General features: G+C 56.0%; 12 protein-coding genes. 6 read left to right on the forward strand and 6 right to left on the reverse strand.

Annotation, left to right across the window (positions count from 1 at the left end; translation table 11 throughout):
• The first annotated feature begins 133 nt into the window (after positions 1-133).
• From K0I63_RS03555 to K0I63_RS03570, 4 genes are all read left to right on the forward strand, one after another.
• On the forward strand, positions 134-1,213 hold the full coding sequence (locus K0I63_RS03555) for an endonuclease/exonuclease/phosphatase family protein (RefSeq protein WP_220082554.1): 1,080 nt from the start codon (positions 134-136) through the stop codon (positions 1,211-1,213).
• Positions 1,214-1,402: 189 nt separating this feature from the next.
• Entirely contained in the window at positions 1,403-2,536 is a 1,134-nt protein-coding gene (locus tag K0I63_RS03560; RefSeq protein ID WP_220082555.1) for an AI-2E family transporter, read from the forward strand.
• A 4-nt stretch (positions 2,537-2,540) separates the two neighbouring features.
• The gene (locus tag K0I63_RS03565) at positions 2,541-3,467 is read left to right on the forward strand and encodes a hypothetical protein (RefSeq protein ID WP_220082556.1); all 927 of its coding nucleotides are present in this window, start codon (positions 2,541-2,543) and stop codon (positions 3,465-3,467) included.
• A gap of 191 nt (positions 3,468-3,658) precedes the next feature.
• Positions 3,659-3,847, forward strand: a complete 189-nt coding sequence (locus tag K0I63_RS03570; RefSeq protein WP_220082557.1) for a hypothetical protein — start codon at positions 3,659-3,661, stop codon at positions 3,845-3,847.
• Here K0I63_RS03570 and K0I63_RS03575 read toward each other — a convergent pair.
• From K0I63_RS03575 to rihA, 4 genes are all read right to left on the reverse strand, one after another.
• On the reverse strand, positions 3,844-4,785 hold the full coding sequence (locus K0I63_RS03575) for a DMT family transporter (protein WP_220082558.1): 942 nt from the start codon (positions 4,783-4,785) through the stop codon (positions 3,844-3,846). The genes K0I63_RS03570 and K0I63_RS03575 overlap by 4 nt on opposite strands.
• Before the next feature lie 148 nt (positions 4,786-4,933).
• Positions 4,934-5,155: a ribosome alternative rescue factor ArfA gene (locus K0I63_RS03580; RefSeq protein WP_220082559.1), complete on the reverse strand. Its 222-nt coding sequence runs from the start codon at positions 5,153-5,155 to the stop codon at positions 4,934-4,936.
• Positions 5,156-5,381: 226 nt separating this feature from the next.
• The gene (gene rbsK, locus K0I63_RS03585) at positions 5,382-6,296 is read right to left on the reverse strand and encodes a ribokinase (protein WP_220082560.1); all 915 of its coding nucleotides are present in this window, start codon (positions 6,294-6,296) and stop codon (positions 5,382-5,384) included.
• Between the two features lie 43 nt (positions 6,297-6,339).
• Positions 6,340-7,347 carry a pyrimidine-specific ribonucleoside hydrolase RihA gene (rihA, locus tag K0I63_RS03590; protein WP_258406931.1) on the reverse strand — a complete coding sequence of 336 codons (1,008 nt, stop codon included), beginning with the start codon at positions 7,345-7,347 and terminating at the stop codon, positions 6,340-6,342.
• Positions 7,348-7,961: 614 nt separating this feature from the next.
• Between rihA and K0I63_RS03595 the strand changes: the two genes are divergently transcribed.
• Positions 7,962-9,344, forward strand: coding sequence for a Na+/H+ antiporter NhaC family protein (locus tag K0I63_RS03595; RefSeq protein ID WP_144199540.1), 1,383 nt, complete (start codon positions 7,962-7,964; stop codon positions 9,342-9,344).
• Between the two features lie 104 nt (positions 9,345-9,448).
• Here K0I63_RS03595 and nhaD read toward each other — a convergent pair whose 3' ends face one another.
• Complete coding sequence (gene nhaD / locus K0I63_RS03600) at positions 9,449-10,924, reverse strand: sodium:proton antiporter NhaD (RefSeq protein ID WP_220082561.1); 1,476 nt, start codon at positions 10,922-10,924, stop codon at positions 9,449-9,451.
• A 306-nt stretch (positions 10,925-11,230) separates the two neighbouring features.
• Positions 11,231-12,091 carry a pirin family protein gene (locus K0I63_RS03605; protein WP_220082562.1) on the reverse strand — a complete coding sequence of 287 codons (861 nt, stop codon included), beginning with the start codon at positions 12,089-12,091 and terminating at the stop codon, positions 11,231-11,233.
• A gap of 358 nt (positions 12,092-12,449) precedes the next feature.
• On the opposite strand from K0I63_RS03605, the gene K0I63_RS03610 reads away from it, so the two are divergent.
• Positions 12,450-13,031: a hypothetical protein gene (locus tag K0I63_RS03610; protein WP_220082563.1), complete on the forward strand. Its 582-nt coding sequence runs from the start codon at positions 12,450-12,452 to the stop codon at positions 13,029-13,031.
• Positions 13,032-13,045 lie beyond the last annotated feature (14 nt).

Consider the following 13,045-nt stretch of genomic DNA (forward strand, 5'->3'; position numbering starts at 1 on the left):
AGCGGCAGGGCTTGTCTACTCATGATGGCTTTGCCGCGAGTAAGGGCCTTGCGGCTAGTATAGGTTTGGCCGTTAGTATAGATTTGGCAGTTAGTATAGGTTTGGCAGTTAGTAGAGGCGTAGAGGAGGGGACGTGACCCAAACGTCAGCAGCGGCGGGCCAGATACGAATCGCCAGTTTCAATCTGTACAACTTCATCGCGCCGCCCGACGCCTATTACGATTTTAATAACATCTACACTCAGGCCCAGTGGCAGCAGAAATGTGACTGGATAAGGCGCTACCTGGCGAGCCATGACCCCTGCGTCATCGGCTTTCAGGAGGTGTTTTCGATAGAGGCATTGCAGGCCCTGCTGGCCGAGGCGGGTTATCCCTATTTTGTTACCGTCGACAGGCCCGAGGTCAGCGACGACTTCATCTATCGCCATCCAGTGTTGGCCCTGGCCAGCAAGTACCCCATCCTTAGTTACGAGCCATGCGACATAGATCAGACGGTCGCTAGCCTCATGGGGATTGCTCCCGGCTTTCAATACAGTCGCCTGCCCTTGAGGGCGACCATAGCGCTGCCACATCTTGGCCCCTGCGACTGTTATGTGGTGCATTTTAAGTCCAAGCGGGCTCAGTTTGAGCCCGAGATAGCGGTGACGCCAGACTCCGGGAGCGAGCCTGCCGCAACGGGGGCTCAGAGCGATGGCCTGACCATTGAGAAGCGTGGAGCACTGTTTGCCATCGAGGCGGCGGCCAAGTGGGCTTCTTCGCTGATACGAGGCAGTGAGGCGAGCCTGCTGCGAGTCGCCATCGCCAGGCGCCGTATCGATACCCGCTACCCAGTGATCCTGATGGGCGACTTTAACGATAGCCTGGCCGGTGGCGTGTTGTCGGCCCTGGTGAGTGAGGATAGTCGCCTGCTTGGGAGCTTGGGTGAGGAGGCGTTTCATGACTATCGTCTGCAGGATGCCTACCTGCTTCATGAGCGCTCCGAGTACAGCCCTACCTCGGTGGCGCGGGCCCCGACCCACTATCACCTTAATCGCGGCGAGGTGATCGACTATATCCTGCTCTCCAACGAGTTCGATCCCCATAATCATCAGTGTCTGGCACAGGTGAGTCAGTATCACACCTATGATAGCCACCTGATCAATCCGCAATATGATCGCGACAGCCACAGCACAGATCACGCCCCCGTGATGGTCAGCCTCAAGATCAGGGAATAGGGCGAGGTCCAAAGAGGCAAAATGTGGGCTATATTCTTGTTTTACTTGTGGGATTAATTAACACTATCGGCTATATTTTGCTCAGACTAGGTGGTGAGGCCTAAAGCAAAGATTCTAGTTTAGCGTTTAACGCTTTGGGCCTTGGTCGGGTTATCGGTACGCACTTACACACGCTGGGAAGGGAAAGTTATGGACAATGAAGCCAAGGCGCAGCAGCGCAAAGAGTTTATCGGTAATATGACGGAATCGGCGATTCGCATCGGCCTACTCGCCATCTTAGTGATCTGGACCTACGACATAGTGCGGCCCTTTATCGTGCCGGCCCTGTGGGGTGCCATCATCGCCGTCGCCCTGATGCCGTTAACCCACAGATTAGAGCGCATGTTAAAGGGACGTCGTGGCCTGGCCGCGACCCTTATCGCTCTGGTGGGGATAGCCCTCTTGGTGACCCCTTTCGTGGTCGTCTCGGGCTCCATCTTCGAGGGGGTCTCCAACACCCTTAAGGTGCTGCAGAGCGGCGAGATCCACCTGCCAGAGCCGACCCAGCGAGTGGCGGAAATTCCCATCATAGGCGAGCGCCTGTTTGAGGTGTGGCATAACATCGCCAGCAACCTGGAGAAGGCGATATTGCACTTCCTGCCGGAGATCAAGGCGGGCTTCTCCGCGCTGGCTGGGGTGATAGGCAGCAGCCTGGCCACCCTGGTGATGTTTATCATCTCGCTGCTGATCGCCGCCGGCTTCATGGCGAACTCAGAGCAGTGCGCCGCTGCCATGAGTAAAGTGGCGGTGCGGGCTGTCGGCCCCAATGCCCACGCCTGGACCAGTCTGACCGCCGCCACCATCCGCAGCGTGCTCCTCGGGGTGGTCGGTGTCGCCTTCATCCAGGCCATGCTGATCGGCTCTGCTTTGTTTGTCTTCGGCTTGCCCGCCGCCGGACTGCTCACCCTGGTGGCCCTGTTCCTGGGGATCGCACAACTGCCGGCGCTGATCATAGTATTGCCCCTGATTGGCTATGCCTACTCCTCCATGGAGGGCACCTCGGCAACCATCTTCAGCGTGTGGATCTTCCTCGGCGGAATCTCGGACAATATCCTCAAACCTATGTTGATGGGCCGGGGCGTGGATGTGCCCATGCCGGTGATACTGATAGGTGCCATCGGCGGCATGCTGTTTGCCGGGATCATCGGCCTCTTTCTGGGTGCCGTGGTGCTCGCCATCTGGTATGAACTCTTCATCGCCTGGTTAAATGGTGGAGAACCCGAGGCGGTATTGGCCCAGACGGAAGCGCCTGAGTCACCGCGCGATGCCGAGACGGCGGAGTAGGTCTATGCTGGATGCCGTCTGCCGGGTCGAGGGCCAGGCCGAGAAAATCTATTCTGTGTTTACCTTTCAGCGCCTCAGCGAGCAAGAGATAGAGGCGCTGCGCCAGCAGCTCTATTGCCCCGTGTGTGACGGCAAGGCCTATTTTCGCAAGGCCTCGCGCGACGGCAAGGCCGCCTGTTTCGGCTCGCGCTATCATCTGGTGGACTGCAGCGAGTTTAATCCCTCGGCCAGTCGCAAACAGGAGGAGCATGATGCCCTGGAGGTGAATCAGCAGCTGCTGGAGAGTGACGCCCTGAAGATAGACTTCAGCATGCCGCTCAGGCGTAAAGCGTCGCCTTCGCAGCAGGCTCAGACCAGAAAAACTCAGGCCGAACAAGCTCAGGCCAAACATGAGCCAGCGGAAGGCGTACAGAGCCCCAAGGGGAGTTATCTCGCTGAGGCTAAATCAACAGCCGAGCCAAAAGCTGAATCTGAGCACCAGCCGAAGGGCTCGCTAGAACCTAAGATAGCGACCCAGGGGCTACAGAAACTCCTTCACAGCCTGCTGCGGGGCAGCGATCTGGCCAGCTCAGATCTCTGGGTCTATACCGACGACAAGTACCGCTGGCGGGCCAAGAACCTGTTCGTCAACTTTGCCGATGCCGAGCCCAACGAGCGTCACGCCCCACGCATGTATTGGGGCACCATCTCCCACGCCGATAAGGCGCTGCTCTGGCTCAATCCCGCCGACTGTAAGGATGTGGGCATCCCCATCGAGGAGGTGAAGGACGAGCTGTGTAAGAAATACGATATCCAGCAGCGGGAGGATCTCGAAGGGGCCGGTATCATCCTCTTCGGCAAATGCTTCTGGAACAAGGACAAGACCCGCAAGATCATCCAGCTGTGGAACAAGGACCTTAGTCGGCTGCATCTGGTGAAGGCCGAGGATTAGGAGGCGTTTTGCATTGCAAAGCGCATTTTCTTGACGCCGCTTGGGCTTTCCTCTCTGCTAAGCATCGTCAAATCATATTAACAACCCCTGCCGATTGAACCACTTGAGTGGCTTTCTCATGGATTGGTACGCCTTATGCTCAGCTAGGTTATCGAACCAGATACCTCTATTTTGAGGATAAGGAGTCGGCGATGAGGTTATGCAATCAAGCTCCCCCGCTGGGATTTGTGGTCAACCGGACCCTGTATGCCAGCAGCGAGGCCTACCGGCAACGTATCGACTATATCTGCAAGTTAATGCGCCTGGCGGGCGCGGACAGGGGCCAGGCAGACAGAGGCCGCACCCGACGCGAGCGCCAGGCCTGCCTGATAAAGCGTTAGAGCTGTGAGGTGACTCTGGCTCTTCGTCGGGCCAGTAGGGTATCGCCCCACTGAAACAGGCCGAGCCCCGCCAGCACCAGGCCGGCACCTATCATCAGGGTCTGGGAGATCTGCTCATGATTCACCATTGCGCCCAGGGCCATGGCAAATACCGGGGTGATCAGTGTGACCAGGGCGACTGTGCTGGCATTGAGGTGCTGCAGAATATAGAAGTAGCCGATGAAGCCTATCAAGGAGCCGAAGATCCCCAGGTAGAAGATGGCGGCGATGGAGCGTGTCGACCAAGTCTCCACCGGCAGGCTGGCATCGAATATCAACCAGGCCAGGGCAAACAGTGGGGTCGAAAACAGCAGGGCGCCGACCGTGCTGGCGATGGGGTGAATCGCCAGATCCACCGTCTTGATTAGCACGCCGCTGAGGCTGAAGAGAAATACGGCAAAGAGGATCAACACCAGGCCAATCCAGGTATCACTGCCCAGGGCGAGCTTGGCCGAACAGACCACGCCAAGGCCGCAGAATGCCAGAATGAGCGCCATGATCCGCATGGGGCTGAATTTAGGTTCGTTTAGCAGCCGCTGTGCTAACAGGCCTGACACCAGCGGGGAGAGGCCGAACAGCAGCGACATGGTGCCCGAGGCCAGATAACGGGCGGCAAAATAGCTCAGCAACATGCCGCCCACTATGCCTATGGCCGAATAGGCGTAGAGTTTGAAGGCGGTGCGATGCCAGGGCAGGCGTATGCTGCTAAAGAGGATGATCAGGCTGCCTATGATCAGGGCGATCACCATGCGCGAGAGTACCGCCATGGTGGGATGCACAGTCTCGCTGCTCCAGACGATCCCCAACGGAGTCGTCGACCAGATGAGCACCACGGCCAGAAACGAAACTGGCACCAGGCGCGGCAGTTGAGCTGCGTCGGCTTGAGTAGGGGAAGACATGCTAGCGGGGCCCTGGTACAAAAATAAGCAAAGAGTGATAGAGGCGATTTTGACCCAGTTTGCGTGGGAAAGCTATTGCCAAATGTGCTGTTGAGAAAAATTACTGATGTGGGATAAAAGGGGATGGAATGAGGTGTCAGTAGACGGCTTAGCACGCAATGGCGGGGCTTAATAAGTCAAAAGGGGCATTGCCCTTTAGCATATGCCCCTTTTGTTGTTGGCGTTTGTATGACCCTTTGCCTTTCTTGGGTTTCTCGACGCGCATCTTAAACAGTTCGCTGGTGACTATCGCCTTTAAGGCGTTGTCCTTGATGACGCCACGGCCGCTCTCGTGGGGAGCGTGCGCGTTGCGGCGCGATTGTTTGCTCATGGTTGTTCCTCTTACTATCAGTATTAAACTGTCTGTATTGTCGTGCCTGACTCTGTCAGGCGGCGCAAGATTACTTCTTGGTTGCTTAAAAAGCAAACAGTATTTTATCACAAATTAGCAAATAATGTTTTAGCTTTTAATTCAGTTGCTTATGTTTAACTGTATAGGGTGGTATAGGGTTGACCCCTGCCTCAAAGAAGAGGGCAAGGGTCAACCCCAAAGCTTGCTAGATATCTGCCAGTTCGTGGCGATAGGGGATGGCGCGCTGGGCACCGGCGCGGGTCACCGAGATGGCGGCTGCGCGGTGGGCAAAGGCGACGGCCTCCTCGACAGACTTGCCCTCGCCAAGGGCCACCATGAGGGCGCCGTTGAAGGTATCGCCGGCGGCGACCGTGTCTACGGCTTTCACCTGAACGCCTGGGATCAGAGCGCAATAGTCCTTGGTGCTGAGCAGGGCACCTTGCTTGCCCAGGGTGATGATCACCGTCTGCGGCCCGAATTGATGCAGCATCTGCGCCGCCATTCTGGCGCTCTGCTCATCGGTCACCTCTATGCCAGTGATGGCTTCGGCCTCTGTCTCGTTGGGGGTGATCACATCCACCAGGCGGAACAGATCTTTGCCGATCACCATGGCCGGTGCCGGGTTGAGTATGGTGGTCACGGCATGTTTCTTAGCGTGCTTTAAGGCATCCAGCACAGTCACCGCCGGGGTCTCCAGCTGCACCAGCAGATAATCGGCCTTTTCGATCAGCTCAAGATGGGCCTTGAGCGCCTCAGGGGTCAGGGTCGCGTTGGCGCCGGCTGAGACGCCTATGATGTTCTCGCCTTTATCGGCGACGAAGATCATCGCAGTGCCCGTGGGTTGATCGTCCGTATAGGTGATGCCATCGGGCGCGATGCCATCTTGCTGCCAGGCCTGGGCCATTGCCTGACCTATGGCGTCCCGGCCCAGATGACAGATGAAGTCGACCCGGGTCTCGTCTTGGCTAAGGCGTGCGGCGGCCACCGCCTGATTAGCCCCCTTGCCGCCGTGTTCCAGCCTATAGCCGCGACTCATCAGCGTCTGTCCTGCGCTGGGCAGGTGTTCCAGGTTCATCACATGATCGGCATTGGCACTGCCGAGGATTAACAGTCTGGTCATAGTGTCCTCTCGCCTGAGGGGAGGGCGAACCCTCCCTGGGCTATTAATTATAGGCGCTGAGGCAGTCGACAATCAGGTCGACGAAGCCTTGGCGATCTAAGTCAAACAGCACTGTGGCGTTAGGGGTCTTGCCTGTGAGCTGATAGCGATCCACTACAGTCATCCCTTGGGTATATTCCCCCTTGGTCTCGACGCCGACCCAGCACTCCTGGGCGGTGAACAGCTCAGGTTTTAGCAGCCAGGCGATGGTGCAGGGATCGTGCAGCGGCGCGCCGGTGAAGCCCCACTTAGGATCTCTGTGGTAGATCATGAAGAAATCCAGCAGCTCGGCGACACACTGGGCCACAGGGTTGGGGATGGCGCGGATCCGCTCAACATCCTCATCCATGATCTGCGCCTCGTGGGTCACGTCCAGGCCGCACATGGTGATAGGAATGCCCGATTTGAACACCATATCGGCCGCCTCTGGGTCGACGAAGATGTTGAACTCGGCGGCCGGGGTCCAGTTGCCAACCCCCGCGGCGCCGCCCATCAGCACGATTCGCTCAATCTTGCTGTGCAGCTCGGGATAGTTAGCGATAAACAGGGCGATATTGGTCAGTGGCCCAGAAGGTACTAAGGTCACGGGCACTGCGCTCTGACGCACCTTCTCGGCCATCAGCTCGATGGCGTTTTGCGTTAGGGGATCAAAGCTGGGATCTGGCAGCTTAGGGCCGTCGAGGCCGCTCTCGCCGTGGACGTTGTCGGCGATAATCAGCTCCCTGGCCAGAGGCTTCACCGCGCCGCCGGCCACCGGCATGTCGGCGCGGTTGAGCAGGGTCAGGATGCGCAGGGCGTTGTTGAGCGTCTTGTCTGGCGTCTGGTTGCCCGCGCTGGTGGTGACCGCCAACGGATTGAGGCGCTCGCTGCTCAGCGCCAGGATCAGGGAGATCGCATCGTCATGGCCTGGGTCGCAGTCGAGAATAATCGGGGTCGCCGAGGCGAGCGGGCGGATGGCTTTTGGAGAAGCGTTTGCTGCGTGAGAATGTGGGGCAGCGTTTGATTGGGTCATGGTCATGCTCCTTTGATTGACACCTGTGGCAGAGTAACACGCTTTAGGTGCGTGTCATCTTTGAGATGAAAATTTGTGATTAAGCAGACAAAGCATGTCTTTGGCCGCAAAGATAAACTGAAACGGGCTCAGTGGTTTATCGAGATGACAGCTTATCGACATGCCGGCTTATCGACATGGCGGCATATCGAGTTGCTGGCGAATGGGGTTAGCGGTTGATCGACCTTTTTGAGGGGCAATCCCGCCTTCGAAGATTAATTGAGCATGGCCTTATTAATTAAGCGCTTTCACTGCATAAGCTTAATTTTGAAGGCGTGCGAAATTAGCGCATTCTATTTTACTTATATTGTTAATTATCAATGGTTTGGTTTGTTTGTGTTTGAGGTCGAAAAATTATTTATCGCCGGATAACTATTTCTGATTGACTCAGTCTCCAATGCAGATTATTTTGCGCCCGATGTTTTAGCTGGGGTACAAAAATAAAGGCATGGTTCGCTAAGGGCGAACGTCGTTATGTCCATAATAAAGCAGCAATTAAGCGTATAAACTTTGGGGTTTTACGCCGAGTAAAATGAGTTTGCCGTATCGGCTCAATTTTAGAAGGACCTTAAGCCATGTCTGACGCGACAGCCTTAAGTCTTATCCCACCTGTGGTGGTCTTGGTGTTAGCGGTTTGGCTACGCCGTCCAATCCTTTCGTTAATCATAGGTGCCTTAGTGGGTCTGGTCTTGTATCAACCCGATCAGGTGCTGAATAACTTCTCTGATATCTCGCTCTCTGTCATGGCCGATGAAACCATAGGTTGGTTGATTCTGGTGTGTGGCGGTTTTGGCGCCCTGATCGCCCTCTTGGTTAAGACGGGGGGCTCCATGGCCTTCGGTCGCCATGCGCTCAAGTATGCCAAGGGGCCTAAGTCATCTCTGCTGATGACCTTTATCCTGGGCGTGGTGATCTTTATCGACGACTACCTCAATGCCTTGACCGTGGGTTCAACCATGAAGTCGGTGACCGACAAGTTTAAGGTGTCGCGGGAGATGCTGGCCTATGTGGTGGACTCTACCGCCGCGCCCATCTGTGTGCTGGTGCCGCTATCGACCTGGGCCGTCTTCTTCGGCGGTTTGTTGGTGGACAACGGCGTGGCGGGCGAGGGCCAAGGGATCAGCGTCTATATGTCGGCCATTCCCTACATGCTCTACGCCTGGTTGGCGGTGGCCATGGTGCTGCTGGTGATCCTGGGTATAGTGCCTGCTTTCGGTCCGATGAAGAAGGCGCAGCTGGCGGCTTTGGCGGGTAAACCGGCCAAGGCGGTCGATGCCATTGACGAGGTGCAGACCTCGGATGATTACAGCGTCAAGGCGATCGAAGAGGAGTTTAAGCATGCCGATAACCTGGGCAAGCTGCATAACTTCATGGTGCCAATAATCTTGCTGGTGGGCTTTACCGTTTACTTCGATATCGACGTGCTCAAGGGGTTGATCGCCACGTTGGCGGTGACCCTGCCTTACTATGGCGTGCAGCGTCTGATGCCTCTGTCAGAGATGATGGAGCAGATGCTCGACGGCTTTAAGTCTATGCTGCCGGCCATAGGCACGGTTATCGCCGCCTTCGTGTTTAAGGATGTGTGCGACAAGCTGATGCTGCCGCAATATGTGATTGGCAATCTGAGCCCCTTCATGACCTCACAGTGGCTGCCGGCCGTGGTCTTCCTGACCATGTCGATTCTGGCCTTCGCCACTGGCTCTAGCTGGGGGATCTTCGCGGTGTCTATCCCTATCGTGATGCCATTGGCCCAGGCGGTCAATGCCGATATTCCTCTGGTGATCGGCGCCTTGCTGTCGGCCTCATCCTTCGGTAGTCAGGCCTGTTTCTATTCAGACTCTACCGTGCTGGCGGCCCAGGGATCAGACTGTAATCTGGTGAGCCATGCGGTGACTCAGCTGCCCTACGCCCTGCTGGCGGCGGGATTGACCTTTATCGGTTTCCTTATCTTGGCTTAAGTCAGTAAGAGAGATGCAAGAGAAAGGGGCGTTGACTAGTCTAGTCAACGCCCCTTTTGATTAACCCATAGGGTGACTACAGGTAATCTAACCTTTACGACACTTTAGAATAGTGAGCTGTTCAGCCAGAGATGCACCAGGATACTGGCGACGTAGCCCAGGGCGATCACGGGCGTCCACTTGAGGTGGCTGGCGAAGGTGTAGATGCCGCGAGCCTGTCCCATCAGGGCCACACCGGCGGCGCTGCCGATAGAGAGCAGACTACCGCCCACACCTGCGGTGAGGGTCACCAACAGCCATTGGCCAAGAGCCATCTCAGGGTTCATGGTCAGCACGGCAAACATTACAGGGATGTTATCCACGATTGAGGAGAGTACACCCACGGCGATGTTGGCATAGGTGACGTCCCAATGGGTATACATGGCCTCGGAGACCAGGCTGAGGTAGCCCATGAAGCCCAGGCCACCGACACAGAGCACCACACCGTAAAAGAAGAGCAGGGTATCCCACTCGGCGCGGGCGATGCGGCTGAATACATCGAAGGGCACTACGTTACCTAGCTGCTCCAGGCGCTTGAGGTTGTTGTCGCGCTCCGCTTGCTCTTTGGCCTTGAGCACCGCCTTGGGGAAGCTCTTACGCAGGTAGAAGCCGAAGAACTGCAAAAAGCCGAGGCCCGTCATCATGCCGAGCACGGGTGGTAGACCCAGCAAGCTGTGGGTGCAGACGGCGGTGGCTATGGTGAGCAGAAACAGGCCGACTATGCGTCTTGCGCCGCGCTTCATCATCACCTTCTCCTCTTCCGCTTCTTGCACCTGATTGACGATGAAGGCGCTCATAATCGCCGCCGGTACCAGGAAGTTAACCAAGGATGGGATGAAGAGATCGACGAATTGCTCGAAATGCACCACGCCTTTTTGCCATACCATCAGGGTGGTGATATCGCCGAAAGGACTGAAGGCGCCGCCGGCGTTGGCCGCCACCACTATGTTGATACAGGCCAGGGCGATAAACTTCTTGTTGTCGCCGCCCACCTTCATCACTACGGCGCACATCAACAGGGCCGTGGTCAGGTTATCGGCGATGGGGGAGATGAAGAAGGCCATGAAGCCGGTGAGCCAGAAGACGGTGCGCTGACTAAAGCCCTTGCCCACCATCCAGGCCCGCAGGGCGTCAAACAGGTTGCGCTCCTCCATGGCGTTGATATAGGTCATGGCAACCAGCAGGAAGAGCAGCAGCTCGGCATACTCCAACAGGTTGTGCTTGAAGGCGGTCTCGGAGAGCTCCGACATGCCATGCTGCACATAGATGTAACCTATGATGCCCCAGATCAAACCGGCGGCGACCAGCACAGGCTTGGATTTGCGCAGATGCAGCACCTCTTCACCCATCACCAGTAGATAGGCCAGGACGAAGATCACCACGGCGACATAGCCAGCGCCGGTGGCGGTGAGATCTAACAGCTGCCCATGGGCCTCGCCACTGCTGGCAAAGACAGCCGGGCTAAACAGTGCGGCCAAACATATAACTAAGCTTGCTAAGGTACTGGCAAGGTTGCCAAAGTGGGGCTTAAGGTTTCTCATTAAGTATTCTCTGTGTTAGGAATAGCTTAAAAATTACCACAGCTTTCCTGCTGTAAATTTTGATGCGCCTCAAGTTTATGTGTATTAGTTACGGCTAAGTCACATAAAATTGACAAAATTATGTATGAAAAATAAATATTTACCTACAAAGTGGTAATAAACCTATCGTCAGAATTGTGACGATTGCGCGTTTTGCGTTGTTAGAAACTTAGCACAGGATCACGCTTTTGGCGCCTGCGGATGCTGCTGAATTTACATAAAAAAAGAGGACCCTAGGTCCTCTTTTTGTGTGGTTTATCTCAGGCATTAGTCCTTGATGCTGCCAAATCGACCCGCCTGATAGTCGGCGATCGCCTGCTGGATCTCCTGCTCAGTGTTCATCACGAAGGGGCCCATGTGCACTATCTTCTCGCGAATGGGTTGACCGGCAAACAGCAGGGCACCGGCGCCTTGTTCGCCCGCCTTAAGCGAGATGAGCTGCTGGCTATCGACAATCAGGTATTGTCCCGCGCTATAGGTTTTCTCCGGCGCTGCCTGGCTGACTATCTCTCCCTGATAGAGGTAGAGGCCGACATATTCGCGTTCATGCAAGTCCAGCTTGGCCGAGCCATTTGGCGCGAGCATGAGATCGGCAATCTTACCTTGACCCGCTAGCTGTTGAATCGGCGCCTCGATGGGATCGGCCCCCGTTAACTGCCAGCTGCCGGCCAGGGCGCGCAGCTTGGCGCCGCTGTCGTTTTCGGTCTCGGGTAGCGGCTCATCTGTGCTGTCGCGATAGATGGCCGGGCGCATCTTCTCCTTGGCGGGCATGTTGAGCCAGATCTGAAAGCCGTGCAGGCCATCCTGGGCGTCGGCCAGGGGCATCTCTGAGTGCACCACGCCGCTGCCGGTGCTCATCCACTGCACATCGCCAGCCTTGATCGCCTTGACGTTCCCCAGCTGATCCCTGTGCTCGAAGCCCCCCTTGCGGATATAGGTAAAGGTCTCTATGCCGCGGTGAGGGTGGGGCGGGAAGCCACCAATATAGTCGTTGGCGTCGTCTGACTTGATCTCGTCCAGCATCAGGAAGGGATCGAAGCGGGTATTCATAAAATCGGCCACACGGCGGATGTTGACGCCGTCGCCATCCATAGCCGGGCGGGCGGTAAATTGGCTGATCACTTTCATCGTTAGTACCTCATGATTAGGAACCGCCTGGTGCTGCTTCAGTACTGTTTTAGTGCTGCTTAAGTGTAGCTGGCGGGAATGGGATCAGCCTATCACTTGATTAATCGAACGAATATCGCTAAATACCGCATATTAGCTTCTAAAAAATAGGATGGTTAGTCGGGTTATGATTAGCCAATTGGCGAAGGCCGAGTGAGGGTTTTATCAAGAAAAAGATTGGTAATCCTTGTTTTTGTTATCAAAATTTAATCTCTCTGTACAAAATCATCATTGGCCTGTGTTAGTATTCGCGCTTGCCTCGCTTCCCCCATTATTGTCATGGGGCGGCGAGCCTGTTATTTGTTACCGGAGCCAGGATATGGATGTTAATGACAAAGCCGCCTTTGATGAGGGCAAGCGCTTTCCCCGTTTAGACAATAGGGAGCTGGTAAAGACCAGCTTCTGGATCAGCCAGATCTTCATGATCATCGCCACGGTTGCCGGTGTCTATCTGGCGGCTCAGGAGGGCTTGTCTCAGGCGATCACCTTCGATAATCTGACCAACAAACAGAACAACTATTACCTGCGTCATGCCCTGTACGATGAGGTGCAGGACAATGTCGGCATCATCAACGAGTACGCCGACTTCATCGCAGGTAAGGCGCCTTTTGACATCAAGAATCACAGGCCTGCGCTGGCCACCTTCGTGTGGGAGAATATGCGCTACTCGCCCTATACCCTGGAGACGCCGCCTCAGCTGCTGTCGCAGACGCGGCGCTTCTACCTGCAGGTGAACGATATCATCGGCAAGATTGAGGGGCGTGTCTATGGCGCTAAGTATGGCGGCGACCTGCTCAAGGCCCAGACCAAAGCGATGAGCGACAACACCCTGCCTGCATTGAAGGCTAACTACACTGCGTTGGCCGATGAGCTGAGACGCAACGACATCACAGTAGATTAGGAAAGGAACTCCCC

This window comes from Shewanella rhizosphaerae (genome assembly GCF_019457655.1).
Taxonomy (GTDB): domain Bacteria; phylum Pseudomonadota; class Gammaproteobacteria; order Enterobacterales; family Shewanellaceae; genus Shewanella; species Shewanella loihica.

Excerpts from the sequence above, each read along its gene's own strand:
- K0I63_RS03610 (WP_220082563.1), top strand. The coding sequence starts at position 12,450 with ATGGATGTTAATGACAAAGCCGCCTTTGATGAGGGCAAGCGCTTTCCC.
- K0I63_RS03605 (WP_220082562.1), bottom strand. The coding sequence starts at position 12,091 with ATGAAAGTGATCAGCCAATTTACCGCCCGCCCGGCTATGGATGGCGAC.
- rbsK (WP_220082560.1), bottom strand. The coding sequence starts at position 6,296 with ATGACCAGACTGTTAATCCTCGGCAGTGCCAATGCCGATCATGTGATG.
- rihA (WP_258406931.1), bottom strand. The coding sequence starts at position 7,347 with ATGACCCAATCAAACGCTGCCCCACATTCTCACGCAGCAAACGCTTCT.
- K0I63_RS03575 (WP_220082558.1), bottom strand. The coding sequence starts at position 4,785 with ATGTCTTCCCCTACTCAAGCCGACGCAGCTCAACTGCCGCGCCTGGTG.
- K0I63_RS03580 (WP_220082559.1), bottom strand. The coding sequence starts at position 5,155 with ATGAGCAAACAATCGCGCCGCAACGCGCACGCTCCCCACGAGAGCGGC.
- nhaD (WP_220082561.1), bottom strand. The coding sequence starts at position 10,924 with ATGAGAAACCTTAAGCCCCACTTTGGCAACCTTGCCAGTACCTTAGCA.
- K0I63_RS03560 (WP_220082555.1), top strand. The coding sequence starts at position 1,403 with ATGGACAATGAAGCCAAGGCGCAGCAGCGCAAAGAGTTTATCGGTAAT.
- K0I63_RS03565 (WP_220082556.1), top strand. The coding sequence starts at position 2,541 with ATGCTGGATGCCGTCTGCCGGGTCGAGGGCCAGGCCGAGAAAATCTAT.
- K0I63_RS03595 (WP_144199540.1), top strand. The coding sequence starts at position 7,962 with ATGTCTGACGCGACAGCCTTAAGTCTTATCCCACCTGTGGTGGTCTTG.
- K0I63_RS03570 (WP_220082557.1), top strand. The coding sequence starts at position 3,659 with ATGAGGTTATGCAATCAAGCTCCCCCGCTGGGATTTGTGGTCAACCGG.